The 21761-nt window shown below is 49.9% G+C and carries 14 protein-coding genes; 4 read left to right on the plus strand and 10 right to left on the minus strand.

Translation table 11 applies throughout. From position 1 onward, the window contains the following. Positions 1 to 92: 92 nt before the first annotated feature. Entirely contained in the window at positions 93 to 515 is a 423-nt protein-coding gene (locus AAC019_RS03115; protein WP_339897095.1) for an HU family DNA-binding protein, read from the plus strand. Positions 516 to 578: 63 nt separating this feature from the next. On the opposite strand, the gene AAC019_RS03120 is transcribed toward AAC019_RS03115, so the two are convergent. After that, positions 579 to 1055, minus strand: a complete 477-nt coding sequence (locus AAC019_RS03120) for an HIT domain-containing protein (RefSeq protein ID WP_339897097.1) — start codon at positions 1053 to 1055, stop codon at positions 579 to 581. Positions 1056 to 1277: 222 nt separating this feature from the next. Between AAC019_RS03120 and AAC019_RS03125 the strand changes: the two genes are divergently transcribed. The 3 genes from AAC019_RS03125 (at position 1278) to AAC019_RS03135 (ending at position 4497) form a co-directional block, all read left to right on the plus strand. Further along, positions 1278 to 3011, plus strand: coding sequence for a proline--tRNA ligase (locus tag AAC019_RS03125; protein WP_339897098.1), 1734 nt, complete (start codon positions 1278 to 1280; stop codon positions 3009 to 3011). A 145-nt stretch (positions 3012 to 3156) separates the two neighbouring features. Further along, a complete protein-coding gene (locus tag AAC019_RS03130) occupies positions 3157 to 3642 on the plus strand; it encodes a transglycosylase SLT domain-containing protein (RefSeq protein WP_339897099.1) in 486 nt (161 codons plus the stop codon). Between the two features lie 45 nt (positions 3643 to 3687). Next, positions 3688 to 4497, plus strand: coding sequence for a polysaccharide lyase (locus AAC019_RS03135; protein ID WP_339897100.1), 810 nt, complete (start codon positions 3688 to 3690; stop codon positions 4495 to 4497). 51 nt (positions 4498 to 4548) lie between these two features. On the opposite strand, the gene AAC019_RS03140 is transcribed toward AAC019_RS03135, so the two are convergent. The 9 genes from AAC019_RS03140 to sufT all read right to left on the minus strand — a co-directional run. Continuing rightward, on the minus strand, positions 4549 to 7122 hold the full coding sequence (locus tag AAC019_RS03140) for a glycoside hydrolase family 3 N-terminal domain-containing protein (RefSeq protein ID WP_339897101.1): 2574 nt from the start codon (positions 7120 to 7122) through the stop codon (positions 4549 to 4551). Between the two features lie 1314 nt (positions 7123 to 8436). After that, positions 8437 to 9132, minus strand: coding sequence for a DUF6445 family protein (locus AAC019_RS03145; RefSeq protein WP_339897102.1), 696 nt, complete (start codon positions 9130 to 9132; stop codon positions 8437 to 8439). Positions 9133 to 9338: 206 nt separating this feature from the next. Continuing rightward, positions 9339 to 10820: a tryptophan halogenase family protein gene (locus tag AAC019_RS03150; RefSeq protein WP_339897116.1), complete on the minus strand. Its 1482-nt coding sequence runs from the start codon at positions 10818 to 10820 to the stop codon at positions 9339 to 9341. 26 nt (positions 10821 to 10846) lie between these two features. After that, positions 10847 to 11866 carry a cupin-like domain-containing protein gene (locus AAC019_RS03155; RefSeq protein ID WP_339897103.1) on the minus strand — a complete coding sequence of 340 codons (1020 nt, stop codon included), beginning with the start codon at positions 11864 to 11866 and terminating at the stop codon, positions 10847 to 10849. 2 nt (positions 11867 to 11868) lie between these two features. Beyond that, entirely contained in the window at positions 11869 to 12636 is a 768-nt protein-coding gene (locus tag AAC019_RS03160; protein WP_339897104.1) for a SapC family protein, read from the minus strand. Between the two features lie 107 nt (positions 12637 to 12743). Then, the gene (locus tag AAC019_RS03165; RefSeq protein ID WP_339897105.1) at positions 12744 to 15785 is read right to left on the minus strand and encodes a TonB-dependent receptor; all 3042 of its coding nucleotides are present in this window, start codon (positions 15783 to 15785) and stop codon (positions 12744 to 12746) included. Between the two features lie 1206 nt (positions 15786 to 16991). Beyond that, positions 16992 to 20801: a glycosyl hydrolase gene (locus AAC019_RS03170; protein ID WP_339897107.1), complete on the minus strand. Its 3810-nt coding sequence runs from the start codon at positions 20799 to 20801 to the stop codon at positions 16992 to 16994. A 238-nt stretch (positions 20802 to 21039) separates the two neighbouring features. Beyond that, the gene (locus tag AAC019_RS03175; protein WP_339897118.1) at positions 21040 to 21249 is read right to left on the minus strand and encodes a DUF3565 domain-containing protein; all 210 of its coding nucleotides are present in this window, start codon (positions 21247 to 21249) and stop codon (positions 21040 to 21042) included. A 29-nt stretch (positions 21250 to 21278) separates the two neighbouring features. Next, the coding region (gene sufT / locus AAC019_RS03180; protein ID WP_339897108.1) for a putative Fe-S cluster assembly protein SufT at positions 21279 to 21761 on the minus strand (483 nt) is incomplete at its 5' end.

Genomic DNA, 21761 nt, shown 5'->3' on the forward strand with positions numbered 1-21761 from the left:
AGACTCAATTGCGTTGCCGAGCGCCACGATACGCTATCGATAGCAATGCTCGACGCTGACATTTTACTCACTGTTAACACAAGGATTACACCATGGCCGCTAGAAAAGCTCCTGCAAAGAAAGCCCCCGCCAAAAAGGCTCCAGCCAAAAAAGCCGTCGCTAAAAAAGCTCCCGTTAAAGCAGCCCCCGAGCGTAAAATCACCGCCGTGCGCGAACGCTACAACAAAACCCAAATTGTGACGCAAATTGCCGAGAACACTGAGCTGAGTAAAAAACAGGTTCAGTCAGTACTCGACGAACTGTCTGCCGTCATCGAAGGACACATCAAAAAACGCGCCTGTGGCGAGTTTGTTCTGCCCGGCCTGCTAAAAGTTCAAACGGTTAAAAAACCAGCCACTAAAGCCCGCAAAGGTATTAACCCTTTCACCGGCGAAGAGACTATGTTTAAAGCCAAGCCGGCCACCACAACTGTTAAAGTGCGCCCGCTGAAAAAACTGAAAGAAATGGCCCTGTAAAACCGCTCGCCATTACCCAAAAAAGCCCGCAGATGCGGGCTTTTTTGGGTCTAATGCTTACGGTTAACAATTAATTTTAGGGATATTAGTCTGTCGTGGCTGATACGGCTCGGTCGCTGGCAGCGGAGTAAAACCTTCACCGGCAAGAGCATCACTGAGCTTAACCAGGCGTTTTTGCAGTAGCTCGGGCTCGTAGGGCTTAGAGGGCTGAGCCCCCCATATAGGTGCAGGCCATGCCGGGTCAGTGGCGAAACGTGCCACATGATGCAGATGCAATTGGGGCACGATATTGCCCAGCGCGGCGATATTGATCTTATCGGCGTCAAACAAACTGTTCATCACCTCGGCCAAACGACAAGACTCACGGGTTAGCTGCTGCTGATCGGCGTCACTTAAATGGTACAGCTCTATCACATCCTCTCGCTCGGGCACCAAAATGCACCAAGGATAGTTCGCATCCTTTGCCAGCAACACTAACGAAAGCTCGAACCGGCCCACAATAAACGTATCGTCGGCTAACCGTTGATCCAGTGCAAACATAGTAACCCTCCAATGAGTATCCCCGCCCGATGCTCTTACACCGCCCAAGCTGGTCAAATTACACCTCGATATCTGTACCCCGAGGCTTAAGCTGCGTAGAATACGCTAACCAAGCCGCGCCCAACCGGTACGGCCGTATAATCTGATTATAGCGACTAATACTGCACACACGCAGTCATTTACGCAGCAATAAACTTTGGCCCTGAAATAAGATCTGACACTATGCGCTCCAGCCGTTTTTTAATCGCCACGCTAAAAGAAACTCCCGCCGACGCTGAGGTTATCAGCCACCAGCTAATGCTGCGCGCCGGCATGATCCGTAAACTCGCCTCCGGCCTTTACACCTGGCTCCCGCTGGGGCTTCGGGTACTGCGCAAGGTTGAAAACATCGTGCGCGAAGAGATGAACAACGCCGGCGCACAAGAGGTCATGATGCCCGTGGTGCAACCGGCCGAGCTGTGGCAAGAGTCCGGCCGCTGGGAGCAGTACGGCCCGGAGCTACTGCGGATTAACGACCGCCACGATCGCGCCTTTTGCCTGGGGCCAACCCACGAAGAAGTCATCACCGACTTAGTACGCGGCGAAATTAGCAGCTATAAGCAGTTGCCCGCCAACTTTTACCAAATACAAACTAAGTTTCGCGATGAGATCCGCCCGCGCTTTGGGGTAATGCGCTCGCGCGAGTTTATTATGAAAGACGCCTACTCTTTTCACACCAGTGCCGAGTGTTTACAGCAAACCTACGAGCGTATGCACAGCGCCTACTGCAATATATTTAGCCGCATAGGTCTGGCTTACCGCCCTGTATTGGCCGATACCGGATCAATTGGTGGCGCCTTTTCACACGAGTTTCACGTGCTGGCCGACAGCGGTGAAGACGCCATTGCGTTTAGCGACGGCTCGGATTACGCCGCCAACATCGAAAAGGCCGAGGCCCTGCCTCCCGTTGCACCCCGCCCGGCTCCAAGCCGCGACAAAGCCGATGTGGCGACTCCCGACAAACACTCCATTGAAGAGGTGGCCGAGTTTCTTAACGTCGCTGCCAGCAGCACCGTTAAAACTCTGATTGTACTGGGAGAAGCGGCCGAAGAAGGCGCTGAGCAACCCTTAGTAGCGCTGGTATTGCGGGGCGATCACGAGCTAAACGACATCAAAGCTGAAAAGCTAACCGGCATTGCCACACCGCTCACCTTTGCCCCGGAAGAGCGTATTAAAGCCGAGCTGGGTGTGAGCGTAGGGTCCATTGGACCGTGCGGCTTAAGCATCCGTGTCATTGCCGACCACAGCGCTCTGGCACTGGCTGATTTTGTCTGCGGCGCCAACAGCGATGGCGTCCACAGTACTGGCGTTAATTGGGAGCGCGACCTACCCGCCGCCGAAGCCGCCGACATTCGCAACATCGTTGCCGGCGACCCAAGCCCCTGCGGCAACGGTACACTCGAAATCAAGCGCGGCATTGAAGTGGGCCACATCTTCCAACTGGGCACTAAGTACTCCGAGGCCATGGGCGCCACAGTACTCAATGAAAATGGCAAAGAGCAAACCATGATCATGGGCTGCTATGGTATTGGGGTGACCCGGGTCGTCGCCTCGGCCATCGAGCAAAACTACGATGATAACGGTATTATTTGGCCTGCGGCCATTGCCCCGTTCCAGGTGGCGATTGTGCCGATCAACATGCATAAATCGGAACAGGTGCGCGAGGCTTGTGAAAAACTATACCTCGACTTACAGGCAGCCGGCGCCGACGTCTTGCTAATGGATGAAGAGAAAGCCCGCCTCGGCGTGCTACTGGCCAACACCGACCTGATGGGTATTCCGCACCGCATCGTCGTTGGTGACCGCGGCCTGGAAGCCGGCAATGTCGAATACAAAGCCCGCCGCGACCAGGACAAGCAAGACGTTGCGCAAGATCAAATCGTCAGCCTTATTAGCGATGCGCTTGCTCGCGGCTAAACACCGGCCGCGGGTACCGCAGGCAAGCGCGTTAGCACTTGCCTGCGGTGTGCTTTTAGGTTCCGCCGAACTGCGATGCGAACAAATTGCAGGCAATGTTGTTGTAACACCCAATGCAGCGCAGCCTGTCATACCGCAGTCAACGGTGGACGATGAACTGCGCCAACTGCTAAAAAATCACATTGAGCACGCCGATAGCTTTGCCGACCGATTTGACGCCGAAGCCTGGCTAATGCTGATGGATGGCCGGTTAGCCCGCTACGTCAAATCACCCGATGAACGCCTGGCACTGCTACGCACAATTCATCGCGAGGCAACGGCCGCCGGTGTTAAACCCGAGCTAGTGCTGGCGGTTATCGAAACCGAAAGCCACTTTGACCGCTTTGCTATATCGCCGGTGGGTGCTATGGGTATTATGCAAATTATGCCGTTTTGGAAAAACGAAATCGGCCGCCCCGAAGACAACCTCATTGATGCCGCCACGAACTTACGCTACGGCTGCATTATTTTAAAACACTACATTGATATCGCCGATGGCCGGTTGGCCGAAGCTCTGGCCCGCTACAACGGCAGCTACGGCAGTTATCGCTACTCGGCTAAGGTAATGGACGCCTGGGAGCGCTGGCGCTGATAGCAACCCCACATTTCTCATAATACTAACAACAGAGAGCCTCGCATGAACACAACCACCCCACTTGTCAGCTGTGTTTTACTCTACGCACTTACACCGCCCGCCATTGCCGAGCCTCTAAAAACCTTCTCTTTTAGTGAGCCACACTGGCACAGTCGCTGGCAACTTAGCTGGAATGATCGACTCGACACCACCGACATTACCAGAGCCCCCGACAGCAAACAGTTGCTCCAGGTAAACTACCCCCAAGGCAGCGTTGGCCCACGTCACAGCGGCGTTCAATTTCCTATCGAATTTGCAAAACTAGCCGACTTAAAATCCAGCTACACCGCCCTACGGCTTGATTACTGCGTCACCTTCTCGAACAGTTTTGATTTTGTCCTGGGAGGGAAGCTACCCGGGTTAATGGGGGCTGAAGACTCATGGTCTCGCTCAGGGGGCAATCAACCAAACGGCAGTAACGGCTGGACGATGCGCTATATGTGGCGTGAGAATGGCGCCGCGGTCATTTACGCCTATTTGCCCCCCTCGCCCAACGGGCGTTACGGCGGTCATCCTTGGGGCCAGGACATCGAGCTCGGCGAGCGCTTTATTCCCGGCCAACGCCACTGTTTGGCACAGCAAATAAAAATCAACGACTTAGGCCAGGAAAATGGCGAGCTAACGGTCTGGTTTGATGGCAAACAAGTCCTGCACCGCAAAGATATAACCTACCGCTTAACAGACACACCGGCGGGATACATCGGGGGCATTATGTTTTCAACGTTTCATGGTGGCAACACGCCCGACTGGGCCCCGGCGCATTTATCCAAAGCGTGGTTTGATGCGTTAAGTATTTCCAACGCCAATTTTTAGTCAAAAAAAATGCCACCCGAAGGTGGCATTTTGGGGCTGGTAAATACACCGTTACTGGCAGTTCACCATGGCACTCGCAGCACGCCCTTTAAGCAAACGCACATTGGCAAAGCTCATCTCCAGCTCACCCGTGGTGTAGATAGTAAAGGGGCGAAGCACCTGAGTAATATATTCAGACTGCGGCTGATTTAAACCAAAGTTTTCACCCGCGTCAGGGAAGCACGCTAAATCGACAGTCACTGTTTGCCAGCCAGCACCGGCCAGATGATCACGCATGCCCTCGGTCATATCAATATCGGATGCGCAGTAAGAGCCACAGCCAAGACGCAGATAAGTCGTCTCGGTAGGCGCTTTGTCAACTTTGATATCAAATGACAGGGCCGATTTTGCTTTTACATACTCGCTCCAGTCCTGCCGGTCTTCGGCAAACAACGCCACATGCCCTGCCCCCTCACCGTTAAACACAACACGGCGGGCGTCTTGTTGCTCGTTGCGGTCAACGGCCTCAACCAGAACGGTTGAAGTCTCGAGGGTGTTGCTGTTCATCACCGCACGGTCATTTTCGGCGCCTACCGCCTCAATACCCCAAGGGTCGAGCGGACGACGATTAAACAGCTCTAATACATCCTGAGTCGCCGCTTTTTTCAGGCCTTTTTCCGACAGCTCATCACCCAAGGTATCTTTGTCGGCATAACTCAAACCAAAGCCATACGGGAACAAAGGGTTGTAGTCTTCATCGCCTCGGTTTAACAGGTACTGATCGGGGCGCTCGGGCCAGCTAAACGACAGACGACCTTTAGCATCATGATTGATCGAGCCATCGTTGTCGCGGAATACAACATCAGCAACACCACCGCCTTCGGTACCTGGCTGCCAAATCACCATAAAGGCATCCGAGGCGTTTAGCTCGCGATTGACCCACAGCGGGCGACCGGTAATAAACAGCGAAACCACCGGAATACCTTGCTCCTGAAAGGACTTAAGCAGGTTTAAATCGGCCTCAGAACCACCTTTGTACATCAGGTTGGTCAAATCGCCCTGCATTTCAGCGTAGGGGTCTTCACCAAATACCACGATGGCCACATCTGGCTTCTCCATGAAGCTGCCATTTGCACTCAGCTCGGCCGTTCCGCCGCCAGCTTCAACGGCCTCCGCGATACCATCGTAAATGGAAGTCGCACCGGGGAAGTCCGAGTTCTTATTGCCTGTACCCTGCCATGTTACCGACCAACCACCGGCCTGCTTGCCGATGTTGTCAGCCCCATCGCCGGTTACCAGCACGTTTATATCGCGGCTAAGCGGTAACAAACCGTCGTTATTTTTAAGCAGCACCAAGGATTCGCGTACCGCCTGGCGAGCCACTTCACGGTGCTCGGGGGCGCCTAGCAAATCGTCGCGGCCAGCTATTCCACGCTCTGACGGTGGGCCCGCCTCAAACAAACCGGCACGCAACTTAACCCGCAGGATACGACGTACGGCGTCATCAATGCGCGCCATCGGGATAGTGCCATCCTCCGCGTGTTTTACGGTGCTGGCAAACAGCTCCTTCCACTCGGGCTCAGGCGCCATATAAATGTCCAGGCCGGCATTTACCGCCTGAGGGCAATCCAGCGCGGTACAGCCGGGAATAAAGCCATGTCCGCTCCAGTCACCCACAATAAAACCGTCAAAACCCATTTGGCCTTTCAGTACATCGCTTAACAGGTACTCGTGGCCGTGCATGCGCGTACCTTCCCACGAGGTAAACGATGCCATAACCACTTGCACACCCGCTTCGATAGCGGTGAAATAGCCTGCGCCGTGAATATCGCGCAGCTGCTCTTCTGTGGCGATAGTATCGCCACGGTCAATACCTTTGTCGGTGCCACCATCACCAATAAAGTGCTTGGCGGTGGCAATAACGTGATCTTCGTTTAAAAAGTCGTCAGATTTAGGCTCGCCCTGTAAACCGCGGATCATGCGGCCTGCGTATTGCCCAACCAGCTCCGGATCTTCTGACCATGCCTCATAGGCGCGGCCCCAGCGCTCGTCCCGCGATACGGCCACGGTAGGCGAGAAGTTCCAGTCAATACCGGTAATTTTAAGCTCGCGGCCCGTTACCCAACCAATTTGCTCCAACAAATCTGGGTTATGGGTGGCCCCCAACGCAATGTTGTGCGGAAACAAAGTCGCACCCACGACGTTACCGACGCCGTGTACCGCATCGGTACCCCAGATAATCGGAATACCCGTGCGGCCATTGCTTTTATCGATGGACGCATAGTAATAGCTATCCGCCAGATCAACCCAATCCTGGACACTAGCGTACTTGTTGTTGTCTGGCGTGGTGCCACCACCATTAAGAACCGAGCCGATGTGGTAATCGCGAATATCGTCGGGCGTTACCTGCTTGATTTCCGGCTGGATCATCTGTCCCACTTTCTCTTCAAGCGTCATCTGGGACAACAACTCGTCGATTCGAGCCTCAATTGCGGGGTCTTGCTGCACCTCACTCTCAATCGCAGGCCAGGCAACTTTAGCCGTTTTTGCGCTCGATTGAGATGAATCAGATTGGGTTTGACAACCGACCAGAGCAGCCATCACGGCCCCAACCAAAGTCAGGCGCTGAAAGGAGTTAATAGCCATATAGGCTCCTTATAAGTTTTATCAAAATCGTTTATCAACGTCGTATCGTTAAAAAGGGTTCTACTTGCCACCATAGCGTTATCAGGAGCCAAGATTACTGCAAAAATGGATACCAGTGCGCCCCACCTCGCGCTGAGGTGCAAAGTGGCATGCGCCACTTTTTAAGCTACGCATCAGCCTCCTAGCATTTACCGCTATCGTACGGGTAGACTTAAGCGCTACAGCGCTACCTAGACGAGCGGCGCTGGCGAACACAATTAATCCACTACGGAGGTCAGTCACTTTAGTGGCCAACGTGCCAGACTGACCGGCACCTCCAAGAGGCATACTTCAAACACTATTTATTGTAGCCGTAATTCGGGCCAATTACGGTCAAGTTGTGTCAAGTAGCGGTGCCAACCTAAATGATGACGCAATAAATCCCGGCGCTCGCTTACACTGTAAAAATTATCACACCCAACACCTGATCAAAACCCGAACAGCCCAGCGCTTCAGCGAAGCCAAAAAGAACAGATGCTTGCCTCATCACTGGACAAATCCAGCTGAGCGATTTTCGTTCACGCCGCAGTTACTGTCAGCGGGCCTCGTTGTACAGTATGATATTCGAGGTCCCGCCCGAACGTAGAAACGCCCCGAAAGCCCATCACTGGGTAGGGCAAACAACCCCATCGATCTCACCCAAAAAATCAGACAAGCTAAGAGTACAGCCCGATAAAAGCGTATACTCATCAAACTGAGCTTTTCGTGTGGCGTACATTAAGCTCGTTAAACTGATACTGACAACGGTATCCGTGATATTAGCTTTTTATAACGCTGCTCCAAGGCTGCCCCACGCCTGCCATCACAAACTCAGAGGTAGTCCGACGGAGCGACCCCTATCCAGAGCGCCGCCAGAGGGTGTGCGCTTGGCTGGACCGGCAAAAGCATGGCTCCGAACAACAGCATGGACAGAGATCGCCATCGTAATGATCGCGCCCCATAGCAGAACCAATATTTGAGGGCTTTTCAACACAGCCCAACTATAGCTACGGGTGTCAGTTGCTCTATGCCTTTGCTAACTCAAGTTCTCGGGTGGATTCTGGGACAAAAATCTTTGCCAGCCGCCTAGCCCCTCTTGGAACTCAATCGCTAACTACAGGCTTTTTAGTGATGCTCATCATTATTATTTATAGTGAACCGGCTGACGGCCGCACAAACGATTGCATCAGATACAACGCCTGTAATGGTCGTTTAGACTCACCAGCAGTCAACTAGTCCGCTGAAGACCGGCTGGCCAAATCACTCTCGGACAGAAGCATCTTTCGCTTAACCACACTACACACAATCAATAAAAATACTGATGGTCAGGCGCCCCTTACGAGGGTCAGCACTTGGGACGAAACTGGGGCTAATAGAGCCACTGTGTAGATTTTGACGCCGGTAGACAATGAGTCTATTGAAAATGCCCTTTTGCTCCCCGATCCGCTTAAACAATACCGTATCGCCATTGATATAGCCTTGTTGAGGAATGTTATTAGTTCCATTTTCACTCTCTAACGACTTGAGATATGGAATGCGTCGCTCCTCATCAATAGTTTCGTAACCGGTTTTTTTATGGCGATAAAAAGAAGTACCTCCTAAATCATCTTTAAATAAATAGAATACAGCCGCTAGCTCATCGCGCTTTGTGGAATCAAAGTGCGGGATTCGCTGTAAAAGAGCCAATTGGTTCGCCTGCAGTGTAACAATTGAATATTGACACAGGGACAGGCTAAGTTTTGCCCCTTTTAACTGAAACACCTCCTGCAATTGCCGTGTTAACGCATTTAAAAACAGCAACTGAAAGCTTATCGGCACTGGAGCGCGTAAGCCTGGGTACAAGGGCGAGTTCTGGACAAAGCGTTGCTGGCAAGCGTCTTCTACCAATAGCTGTGCATTCTGCAAAAAATTATCAATCACCAGTAGCGGCGATTTTTCGTCGCCTAACTGATATAGACTGCTGGTCATATTGGAGCTTAACGATAGTTGCATTTAGGGCCTCAGCTGAGTGTCTTTTTTAGGAAAACATTTTCTTGTTGTCGACAAATCCGGGGCACGCTCATCTCTATCTAAAGCCATCCAAACCACAGGATCGCTTATAAACCAATCAACCCAGAAAACTTTTACAATGCGTGACTAATGGGTACATTCAAAGATAACGACTACATAAATAATGCCTTTGTAAGGCAATTCAAAATTTACATACTGCCGCAATACCTTTTAACAAAATCGGCGTGATTCTCTAGCCCTGCAATGTCTTTATCAACTTTTTCCGCAATACTCGCTAATAAGCTTTTTAGCGCCGCCTCTGACATAAGCTCGACCATGGGGTGATATGACGAAGGCACGACCCCCTGCCCCAGCATAACTTGAGTCCATGAATCCAACCGAAACAATTCGCCCTCAACCTGATTGGATCTCCCGAAATCTCTAAATAGGTTTATACGGTGCTTTAAATCCTCAGGAACGTCCATATCCCTGCAGTAGCGCCAGAAATCGCTATCATCGCGCTCAGTCGCTTTGTAATGCAAGATAATAAAATCTCTAATCCTCTCATATTCGCTTTCAGCTTGAGAGTTGTATTCATCAACAACGGATTGCTTGATTTCGTCATGTGGAAATAATTGTATCAAACGAGTTACCGCAGTCATTATCATATGAATACTGGTGGACTCAAGCGGCTCCAAAAAACCAGAAGCCAGCCCCATGGCAATACAGTTTTTATTCCAGGACTTTTTACGTCTGCCCGTTTTAAACCTAATAACATTGGGCTCGGTAAGAGTTTTCCCCTCAATACTCGACAGCAGTTTATCTTTCGCTTCACCCTCAGACATATGACGGCTGGAAAAGACGATTCCATTGCCAACCCGATTTTGCAGAGGTATCTGCCAGCGCCAACCCGCACTATGGGCCACCGACTTCGTATATGGCAACGGCGGCGCGACCGCCTCAGTTTGAACGGCAATAGCCGTGTCGCAAGGCAGCCAGTGCCCCCACTCTTCAAACCCAGTCTTCAGAGTCTGCTCTATCAATAAACCTTTCATGCCGGTGCAATCAATAAACAAATCTCCGGCCAACTCTCGACCGGACTCCAACACCAAGGAGGTAAGGTAACCAGAATCCGTGTTTTGATTTGCCTGAGCTATCTTGCCCTCTACTCGCTTAACCCCACATGATTCTGCGCGAGCCCTGAGAAAACGTGCATAACGTCCTGCGTCAAGATGAAACGCGTAGTTTAGCTTGGCCTGGTTATTCAATGAGAATCGCTCTTTCAAGGCTGCCTTAAACTCCAGGCAATAATCGCCAAAATCTCTAGCGAAGCCCAATTCACGGCCTCTGAGCCAAAAATGAATAAAATCGGTAACGATTGTTTGTTTGCCGGTAACACCAAAGGAATGAAAATATTTTTCACCAACCTGCTTCCAGTTCTCAAACTGAATTCCCAGCTTAAAAGTCGCATTAGTGGCTTTCACAAACTCTTGTTCGTTAATACCTACTAACCGGTGAAAGGTTCTCATGGGTGGGATAGTGGCCTCGCCAACACCGACTGTCCCTATATCCTCGGACTCCACTAAAGTAATGTCGAGCAGCTCTCCCATTTGCTGAGAAAGCGCTGCCGCGGCTATCCAACCTGCGGTACCACCTCCGGCAATAACTATTCTTTTTTTACCACCTGACATTTTACGAATTCCCAGCTCAATCGGCACTAACGATTCAATTTATTAATCAGTAAAGCTCTTAACTTTCTAGCCCCAAGCCTATCCAAAGCATTCAAAAAACCTCTACCCTCAGAAGGAATATGAGCATTAGACTTTTCAGCGCCATTAAAAACATAGTACTCGAAAATATGTCTCCAGGCTTCTCGTTCCCGAGGCGATTTATCACGAATTCCAAGCATCGCACAATGAAGCGCATTCATCCCAGAGGTCAGAAAGGCGGGCGCGTCCTCCCACCAGTAGTTCACTAAAAGATTATAAGGCGCCAAGCTTTCTACGTGGTGCCACCACATAGTCGGTATAAATAAGGCATCTCCCGGCTCCAGATCAACAACTAGAGCGCTGGAAAGCGCATCTTTAAATCGAGGGAACTTTTCAAAGTCCGGATTCTTAAAATCCACCAAACTAATTACTTGCCCCCCCGGCGTTGGGTCAAGCGGGCCGGGGTAGAGATTATCTATCTGATCAGGGGGAAAGAGCGTAAACCGGCGCTTACCCGCTATACAGCATGCGATATTATCTAATGCATCAAAATGACATGTTGCGGTCGTTTGACCGCCAATCCAAATACTCACCCTTTCATTTAATGCTTCAGGGTGCTGATCTCTGGGTATAACCAAGTTATTGGCATTATTAAACTCGGGAAGATGCGTATCGATTATATTAGATGCAATGTAATAAGCAGGGGCACTTGAGTCATCCGCGCCTCGTAAGATCGCATCCAAGGTCTCATCAATACGCCCTCTATAACTTTCGTAATTAAGCTCGGTGCAGTCGTCACTGTAAAACATTCTCCCTTCGTTTTGGGGAGGAATCTTGCATACTATAGTTGGAGTGCCATTGTAAAACGAGTTCAAGTAGTCAACTGACGCCCTATCGGAAACCTGCCCAGCCTTAACGACGGGCCAGTCAGAAACCATCTGTTTAAAAACAACGGGTTCGTTAGAAACAATCAGATCTCTTGGAATGTTGTGCGGATCAACTCCACTCAAACTCTTGACTTCTCTCACGGTTAATTAGCGTCTCCACCTGCCGACAACTTGCGATTTTTCCAATCGATTAATTTTCTAACATTGGACATAGAAGTAGCCATATAATAGGCCGCCTGAAGAAAACCCGACTTATTAAGCCCCTCCAGAGCATCACCACTAAGCTGAGATAGCTTGTCAGTATTGACTGTTTCAAACTGGTTAATTGTTAATTTACTCTGGTCAACAAACTCTATATCCAAGGTCACAGGCTCTATTAGCTCATACTTATTAAGCGCGTTGAACATGTGTTTTGTGAGGTGTATACCTTCGTTGATCGTATCCAGGACATTTGTAATATAATTTAGGTACGGGCTGTGACCACCATTTTCCAAGAATAATGCTCGGCCTCGATCACAGCTGGCTTTTGGGTGGGACATATCAATATGTACAACGGGTTTCTGCCCTTGCGCCCCCTCGTCTGCATCACGCTGAGCCCCAATTGAAAAAGGGCCCCTAGCTAAAGCGGCCGGGACATATTCAGCTCGCCACCCCACATATTTTTGGCTCGACGGTTCGGCCTCTGTCAAAAACAAATTTTCATCTTTTTGCAGCCCAAAAAACACAATAGCTTGATACTCACCTGTTTCAGGATCTTTGCGGCACAGTATTGGATATTCCTTTTGGACCTCAGAAAACTCCGTTATAAATGTGACGGTGCTGACTAAATTGTCCCCAAGCTCAGCTGAAAATTCAGGGTTCACTTTTAAATTTTCATGAGCAATATTGTTTAATGATTCTATTTTTTGCATCTAAAGCTACCGATTTACTTACACAACAAGAGAAATTATAACAGTTGAGTTAAAAAAAGAGCCGCCTAGGCGACTCTTTTTCGATCAAACAACTCTTACATTATAGCTTAGAAGCTGTAACGCGCACCTAACTGGTAGCGTGCACCCAGATCATCATAGAAAATCAGCATGTTTTCGTTGCGACCATGCTCACGACGATCTTCTCCGGTCATGTTGATACCCTCGAAGGACACAGACAAGTTATCAGTAAAGTAATAACTGATGTTCATGTCAAGTTGCGACTGAGCTTCGACGTATCCGGGATTATTCGAACCCCAATTGGTTTGGTTAAGATACTCATCACGCCAGTTGTACGCAAGACGGGTTTCGAAGCCGTAATTTTCATACATCAACACCACGTTTGCAGTATCACTAAGACCTAACAGTGCAAACTGGTCTGAAGTAATGTCCAAATTATCGAACTTAACATCACCTCTTACGATGGTGTAGTTCGCCTGAACGCCAAAACCGGTCTCGCCAAAGAAGTGCTGCAACGCAAACTCAGCACCGTAAAGTTTTGCTTCACGATTGTTGACCGTTGTACTGAACTCGTACTCCAACAGTGGATCGTCGGCATTTGGGGTAATAAATTCATACCCAGCCTGGTCATTAAGATCCGCCACCACATCATCGTTAAGCTCAGAAGCGCCACCAGGATACTTACTTGGGTTAGCCAAGATCTGCATCATTGCGTACAGATTAGCATTATCTTGGTTCGCGCCAATTTCTTCTAGCGCTGCAGCCGCCGCTTGAGCTCTCGGGCCAGAAGTCTGGTCCCGAACATCAAACGTTTGCTGGGTAATCTCTGACCCTGTGAAATTTTCAACACGTTTTTCAAACAAGCCGACGGACGCGTAGCTTGCGTCATCGTAATACCACTCCAACGACACATCAACATTGCTTGATTCAAGCGGTGCCAGTTGTGGGTTTTGCCCTGTCGCCTGAACAGTAGTACCCTCATTTAAAGTAGAACCATTTGGGTTACCAAACGAAATCACCGACCCCAAACTTCCCAAACCAGGACGAGCAATGGTTTGGCTATAGGATGCTCGGCCAATCAGGTTGTCCGAAAAGTTCATAGAGAAATCTATGCTTGGCAACAGAACGTCATAGCTCTGTCCGTCAACGGTTGGGGTGTCCGGCGATGCGCTGACCGCAGTAAAGTCGTTATCCGATGACCATATATAGTAAGCCAGCGGAGGGGTTTCCGAGGATGAAGTTTGGTCTGTAGCTTCATATCGCAGACCGGCAAGTATATTAACTTCAAAATCAGCTAACTGACCCACAGTGCCAAACTGGACGTATACCGCGTCTGTATCTTCCTGAATTTCGTTATTGCTTGCGCTGTTTCGAACCCCGGCTGGATCTTCCGTATTCTCTACGCCAATGTAAGCGTTTTGAGCACTGTACTCCTCGACCAGGAAAGCACCCAATTCACGAGCATCCGCGCGGAAGCCGATATGAGGCGAGTTGCCAACACTCGGGTCATCAAACTCGCCAGGCACATCGAATTCTTCAAAGCTGCCATCAGGGAACTCGCCAGGCGCTGAAGCACCCCAGCCGCCCAGCACCTGGTTAGCATTGCCATTGTAGTTTACGGTGTTTGAACTCATCTCGCGGCGCTCTATACCGAAATCAAATCGGCTGCCGTTGTCGAACTCCCAGTGACCGTCCAGTTTAGCTTGATCCACTTCAGAGATCTGCTCCACTGAGAACACCCGCATTACCGAGGAGCTCAGGTTTTCTTCCAAATCGCCGTCAATGGTGTGCGTCCAGTTGGGGATATCAGCGCCGCTGAATTGCCAACTAGCCCCAGTTTTGATCGACGCGCCGACACCTATGTCCAGCGAACCTGCGCGGCCTGGGCCAGTAGGAAGGCTTTCCATGGTAGAGCTGTGGGCATCAAAGACTAAGGAGAATTGATCTGTAACGTCCCACTCAACGTTCAGGCCGGTAGATTCCAGCGTATCTTCTTGCGAGCGATATTGCTGCGAGAAACCTACGTCCCTTCTTGCCGGGTCATAGCTCTCTGTAATAAACTTTGGCGTTTTAATGACCGAATCATCAAATTCAACATTCTGAATAAACCCACCATTTTGAACCCAAGTGGTTACCTCACCGCGGTGAGCAGATTGATCATTTTGCGCAAAGGTGTAGTCCAAGCTGGCAGTCAAGCTGTCCATAGGGCGGAATTGGAAAGCAAGACGCGCGTTGGTACGCTCGCGTTGACGGTCAGCGAAAGTGTAACGGACGTCGTTAGGACGAGAGTAAAGCTGACCAACCTCAGGCTCATTGACGAAAATGTCGCTGTTCGCCGGGTTATCGTAAATGGTCTGGGTATCACCAGCGCCCCACTCGGCAACGCTCCAGTCATTAACGGTGGCGCTGGTCACGCCTGAGTCGCGCTCGGAATAGCTGGCACTCAAAGACACACCAAACATACCGTCGTCATCAGACCAGCTGAAAATACCAGAAACCTCAGGCGTTACATCGTCGCCAGTACGGTTGGTAGTATCCATGATCGCTTTACCGGCGACACTGACATTAAGGCCAGGCTCATCTAAGGGGTTGGCCGTTTTTACATTTACCGTCGCACCAATACCACCCGTGGCAATATTGGCCTTACTGGTTTTGTAGACCTCTACACCAGAAACCGAGTCAGCAGACAGGTTAGCAAAGTCAAATGCACGGGAGTTACCGCCGCGAGTCGAAGAGCCCGCACCTGAGCTACCACCGTAAGCACTACCGGTTGGCATGGTTCTTCCGTTCAAGGTAACCATATTGAAGCCCGGGCCAAAGCCGCGGACCGTAATTTCTGAACCTTCGCCGTTTTTACGGTTAATTGAAACACCGGTAATGCGCTGCAGAGATTCTGCAAGGTTAGTATCGGGGAACTTACCAATATCTTCAGACGAGATGGCATCTACCACACCAGCAGAGTCACGTTTGATATCCATTGAGCGCTCAAGTGATGCGCGGATACCGGTGACAACCACCTCTTCCAACATTTGATCGCCTTGGGCGAACGTCAGGCCACTTACGCCTGACAGCGCACAAGACGCGACCGCGGATGCGATCAGCTTTCGCTTAAAGCTTACTTTGTTATACATGGGTCTCTCCTTTTATTATCATTCGGAATAAATTTCCGTACAACGCATGTCCCCCCACCAAATCGCTCATGCAACCGATTCAACAGGCAAACTAGCGGGTTTTAGCCGCCAATTCTTAGGCGTTGGGCGACGCCTTTAACGATAACGGCAGCGTATAACAGCTACACCATTTCGTTTTAGTCTTATTGACTTTAAGTATTTTTCGAATTTACGTTAATATATGTGAACTTTCAACGATTTTTTTTGATCAATGAAAAAATTGCGTCGCCTGATAAATAAAAAAGCACCTAATAAACAACGTAATTTTTTGCGAATGATTTCAGAATAGGACTTTAAGCAAAAATTGCCAGTTTCCATAAACCCCAACGGCTCTTTTTTTGCACCAGCTGTAGCACTGCTGCGGAAGCAAAACCGTTACGCGGTGAATGAGCCTTGATGAAACATCCTACTAATAACGTTTTAATCAACGACAGCAAGCAATTAGGGAAACTTACGGTAACCATGAAACGGTTTCAATAGCTTTTTTTAAGCGAAAAAAATGTAATCGATTACCACCCTAACTGTTAACCTTAACGGGAAAGATTACTTTTTCCTCCGAAAATTTATTAACTGAGACGCAAACCTGATGGACCTCGCTGACGGCACAAAACAGCACGCTTCACTGAGCCTAATTAAAATGACTTAACCATTTGATTTTAAATAATATTTTACACTAACATCCAACTTTTTCGATACTGATCATTGCCGCGCGCCACGTATAATGATTACGCTACCATTACAAAATTTAGCACCAATCACGCCTTTAAGTCGCCACCATTTAAATTTTTTCAAAAAAATATTGTTATCGCTAACATGAGGCGCTGCACTGTCTAAATTTATGTACAAATATACAGGGGAGTAGCGTAAAGCGGCCAGTAGCAAGGGGTAAGCTCGCCCTAATGCAGATCGCGCTGTTAAACCACACAAATGTAACCGATTACCATAAAGCGTTGCGACGATCAAAACTCGAAGATTGCACAGATAATGAGCACTTTTGAGGGGTTTAGAAGGTCTGGCATGCACCTAAAAAGTGAAGCACTTATATAAATCGAATCAAACAACCATTAAATCGATGCCAGTTTTAGGGATTATTACGCCACCCTTAAACTCAAAAAGGCGGCCTGCTAACAGACCGCCTTTAACGCGCTATGGATAATGTTGATTTTATTAAACAGCCATGCGTCTTCTTACGATCCCCCCCAAGCCGAGCAATATCAACCAAAGCATTCCCACACTACCACCACCGCCACTGGCACTATCAGCGCTTGAACTACTGCTAGCATCTGGGGTTGAGGGTTGATCGTCATCGCCTACCTCTGATTCAGGGATTGAACTCACATTGGAGCTTGATGATGAGCTGGCACTGCTCTGTGCAGAGCTGCTGCTGTCGACACTACCTTCCGAGCTGTTTGAGCTTTCGCGGCTAGAGCTGGAGTTGCTTTGTGTTTGCGAGCTTACACTACTTGAGGCCACCGACGAGACGCTGCTCGAACTTGAAGAGCTAACGCTACTTAGCACACTCGAGCTCGAACTTCTCACGCTACTCAAAGAACTGCTACTGGAGCCACTTTCCACACTTGAGCTTGACGAGCTTGCCATCACTTCAGACGCCGCAATATCCAACCAATTGACATTAATCGTTTCACCAAACTCCATTGCCAAACCATAAGCGCCTGCTGGCAACGTAACCTCCCCGCTGACAGTCTCCCACACTTGTAGCCCGCCCGTGGCAGGCACTGGCAACTGCAGCGACTGCACGCCGTCGACATAAAAGGTCAGAGTACCGCCCAATTCACTCGCCACCCGAACGTGCAGCTTGTATTTGCCAGCGTCACCTGTAAGACCGTATTCCACCGAGCTACCTGGGGCCATATCGCTCAGGTTCAGAAAGCCAGAATAGTCTTGCGTTTGCTCAACGCGAACATCAACCTTATCGTCAGCAACCGTTGGGTAAACAATGTCACTCACGGCCTGGTATTGCTCGGCCTGTATTCGCGCTGGCACGGCGTGAACGTTGCTCTCGTTGTGTACTGGCATATTCACGTAAATGCTGCCTAGCTCAGTCAAAACGCCTGACTGACGGTAATCAAACAACCCGTTGTAGGGGTGTCCGTTACGCCGGCCGGTAAACCATGCGTAGCGTTCAATATTGTCATTATTTTCAAATGAATCTACCACTTGGATCAGAAAGCGTTTTTGGTCCTCTAACGTCGTCCAATCCTTCCAGTGAGAGAATTCGGTCATCCAAATTGGCTTATTGTATTTGGCAAAACGATCTACATACCACTCTACCCCGCCAGCGTCTTCCATGTAGGCATGAATCGATATTGCATCGACCCGGCAATCGGGGCAAATATCAAAAAAATCATCCAAGTAATCGATCGGATCGTAGTAGGTGGTCCCCCCTTCGCTATTACAGTTCCCACAGTAGTTCATCGCGACGCTGACAATTTCTAAATCAAACTCATCGGCCAAGGCTTCTAAGCGTGGCCACTCGGCCGCCGCTTGCGAGGGCGTCATGTTGGCTTGATCCAAAAAGTTAGGTTCGTTAAACGCCAAGATGTATTTAACATCGGGGTGAGCGGCAATGTACTCCCGCATACCCGCATCGTCAAAGCCCCCATTCCAGGCCATGGGGGCAAATTCAACCCCGTAGCTTTGATAGACGTCGGCAATCTGCACATCTGGCTTGTGGCTCCAGTTATACCACCAGCTAATGCCCTGCGATATCGTGGCAAAATCTTCCTCTGAATGATGGCCAAAGCCCAGACCTCGCTTATGACTTTTAGCGGCGTTGTGATTGTTGCTGACCAACACATAGTGGCTGGTTGTACTATCCAGCTCACCATCACTCACGTTAAGTACCGCTTTAAAGCTGCCCTCCTCGAGATACTTATGGCTTACTGTAGCACCGCTGCCAAGGTTGCCATCACCAAAATCCCACACATAACTGAGCTCGTCGCCATTAACGTCCACCGAACTGCTCGCGTCAAATTCAACCGTAAGTGGCGCCGGCCCCGATGCCACAGAAGTTTTCATGGCTGCCACAGGCGCGCGATTTACTTCCTCGCCCCCAGCGGATACGGTGGCTTGCTCGCCACCAGATAAATAAATGTCATCAATAGCTAACCCATCAATTGCACCCACACCCAGCACCTGAAACACCTGGCGAACATCACTAAAATCTACGTCCTGAGCCAAATCAGAAACAGGAATCACAACTTCATGCCACTGGTCATCACGCATAAAACCATAAGGGTTCGCGCCCGGAGTAAATTTCAGCCAAAGCTGACCAATGACGGCGTCACTGCCGCTTTTCATACCTATCGAAAATTCAGCATCCGAAGCAGTTTTCATAGAAAAGTGCAGCATCCCATTAGGGTTATCAAATGCACTGAGATTAAAGCCCTCTCTTGCTGTTAACCCTAGGCCATACCATCCCTTCCCTGTTGAAGTGAGATCGAGCGAGCCATTACCTTCCAGTACATCCTCCGCGCTAACGGCTAAGGTCTCTTCCCAAATAAACAAATCACCGTTAACGCCAAAAGCAAAATCACCCGCATCGCGGTGCTCAGCAGTTTCAGTAAAAATACCAAAATTACCGTACTCGGGTGCCTCTAGCGGGACACTTTCAGACAAATAAATATTGTCGACGGCAATGGTCATTGTCGATGCTGGTGCAGGACCAGACATGCTAAACGTTTGCTGGATGGTTGCAAAATCAAGTCCGGAAAATTTATTTAAAGGAATAGCCACATGATGCCATTCGCCATCGCGCTCAAGTCCGTACTGCTCACCCCCGGCCGCCAGCGTGACTTTCCCGGCACCTCCCGAGGTACTCTCCATATTGATTTCGATATTACTCACCCCGTCGGTTTTCATATCAAAATGTAGGTAGCCGTGTTTGTAATTACTCAGGTTTTGATCTTTATGCAGCAGCCCCATCCCCCACCAGTCACCTGGGGAAATTTCATAAGCCATAGCCGAAGCACCTTCTGAGGGCTCGGTGGCAACACCAACCATATTATTCCACACATAAAGAAAGGTTCTGTCGCCCCAGTTAAGTTCACTTAGTACTGGTGTAGTTTCGGTGCTGACACCATAGTTACCAGTAGCTAGGTTTTCTTCAGCGAGGTGTATTTCGGTGTACTCATTTTCATAAAGGCGCACATAATCCACCGCCATTTTTGCCGGGAAAGGCGCGGTGATATTAGCCGGATCAGTAATTTCGACAAAATTGAAGCCGCCAACGGCTAAATTAAAAATAATATGGGCGGGATTTTCCCTAAACTCCGACATATTCGGATCGGTGATATCCATGGCAAAATACTGGATATCATCGACGCTCATAACGACCTGCTCTGGTGTCCACTCGAGCTTGTAATTATGAAAGTCATCATTCATGTGAAACGGCAGTTCAAGGTCGGCAGCCGCATCGGCCTGCAACCAATCACCCCAGTCGCCGCTCTCGTGCCACCAATGCATCGCGCCGGACACCGAATGGTTAGTCGTGCCCGCATCAATCGCCGCTTTGTAGCCAGCCTCTAAGATGTCCCATTCACCGGACTTAGGCCAACCGTCAATACCAAAGTTATTACCCAGCATCCAAAAAGCCGGCCATAACCCATCGGCTAAGTCCGGCAGTTTTATGCGTGCCTCAATGGTGCCGTAACGAAAACCAAAACGCCCGTTGGTATGAATACGGCCTGAGGTAAACGCTTTACCTTCGTGCGCCTCGCGCTTTGCTTCGATAATTAGGCTTCCATCTTCGAGGTAAACATTATTATCCGACGCGGTGTAGTACTGCAGCTCCCCGTTGCCGTTACCGCTGCCGCCTGTGGTGAACGTCCAGATCGACCGGTCCAGTCGGTCAGCGTTAAATTCGTCAGACCAAATCGGGGCTGTTTGAGCGCTTGTGGCCTGCATGGCCACAGATGTGCCAACAAGCATTAAAGCCTGCCACAATGATTTTCTCATGGGTGCTATCCTGCATTAAATTATTAGTTTTTGTCAGGCGGGACATTAGTGGGGCGCTATAAAGCTCTTAAGGGCCAAGAGCGTTTGTTATATTGGGCAGCGCCACCGTGCGCGGTACATCATATGAGGTGCAACAACTTGCATGATTTATAAAAACTGCACAATTATATTTAGACAAAATGGGCTTAATAGGCGATAAGCTGGTTTGGCAAAAAGACCAACGCCTGGAGTGATTACCTTAAAACCAATCTCTACGGCAACAGCCATCAGGTGGAGCTTGCACGTCGCACTTTTTACAAGATAGAGGATACCCCAGCATTGCCGCGCGCCCCATCTCGGTGATCACCCAGTGCCGCAACACCCAAGGTGGGTTGTGGCGCACGTGTTGATAATGGCCGCACGCCAGTTCAGCGACCCAATGGTTCTCAGTGTCGAGGTGATAACCCACGATTGGTTGCTGCAAGGCAACTATCCCGACTAAAAAAACATACCCGTTTCCAGCTGGGCCTCTTCGCTCATCATCGTGCGGTCCCAGGCGGGGTCAAACACTAACTCAACATCATGGCTCTTAACGTTAGGCACCTCATCGAGACGGCGCTTTACATCGTTGACCAACACATCGCCCATCCCACAACCCGGCGCCGTTAATGTCATCACCACATCCACTCGCTGAGAGGCTTGGTCGATATTCATTTTATACACCAACCCCAAGCTAACGATATTGACCGGAATTTCGGGGTCGTACACCATACTCAGCGCCTCCCAGACCTGATCTTCATCGATCTGGCCGTCGGCTCGGGCTTCATACTCCAGCGCGTTGGTGCTAAGGCCAATAGCATCGGCATCTTTGCCATCAATGCGAATCAAATTACCGTGGTACAACAAGGTATAACTCGCGCCCAGTGCCTGAGTTATCACCGCCTCGGCACCCTTGGGCACCAACAAGTCGTCACCGGCGGG

The sequence above is a fragment of the uncultured Gilvimarinus sp. genome (genome assembly GCF_963975215.1).
Classification (GTDB): Bacteria; Pseudomonadota; Gammaproteobacteria; order Pseudomonadales; family Cellvibrionaceae; genus Gilvimarinus.

What these genes read in the sequence shown, in the direction of transcription:
- AAC019_RS03115 (WP_339897095.1), top strand. Translation starts at nt 93, where the DNA reads ATGGCCGCTAGAAAAGCTCCTGCAAAGAAAGCCCCCGCCAAAAAGGCT.
- AAC019_RS03160 (WP_339897104.1), bottom strand. Translation starts at nt 12,636, where the DNA reads ATGCAAAAAATAGAATCATTAAACAATATTGCTCATGAAAATTTAAAA.
- AAC019_RS03125 (WP_339897098.1), top strand. Translation starts at nt 1,278, where the DNA reads ATGCGCTCCAGCCGTTTTTTAATCGCCACGCTAAAAGAAACTCCCGCC.
- AAC019_RS03140 (WP_339897101.1), bottom strand. Translation starts at nt 7,122, where the DNA reads ATGGCTATTAACTCCTTTCAGCGCCTGACTTTGGTTGGGGCCGTGATG.
- AAC019_RS03170 (WP_339897107.1), bottom strand. Translation starts at nt 20,801, where the DNA reads ATGAGAAAATCATTGTGGCAGGCTTTAATGCTTGTTGGCACATCTGTG.
- AAC019_RS03120 (WP_339897097.1), bottom strand. Translation starts at nt 1,055, where the DNA reads ATGTTTGCACTGGATCAACGGTTAGCCGACGATACGTTTATTGTGGGC.
- AAC019_RS03150 (WP_339897116.1), bottom strand. Translation starts at nt 10,820, where the DNA reads ATGTCAGGTGGTAAAAAAAGAATAGTTATTGCCGGAGGTGGTACCGCA.
- AAC019_RS03145 (WP_339897102.1), bottom strand. Translation starts at nt 9,132, where the DNA reads ATGCAACTATCGTTAAGCTCCAATATGACCAGCAGTCTATATCAGTTA.
- AAC019_RS03135 (WP_339897100.1), top strand. Translation starts at nt 3,688, where the DNA reads ATGAACACAACCACCCCACTTGTCAGCTGTGTTTTACTCTACGCACTT.
- AAC019_RS03165 (WP_339897105.1), bottom strand. Translation starts at nt 15,785, where the DNA reads ATGTATAACAAAGTAAGCTTTAAGCGAAAGCTGATCGCATCCGCGGTC.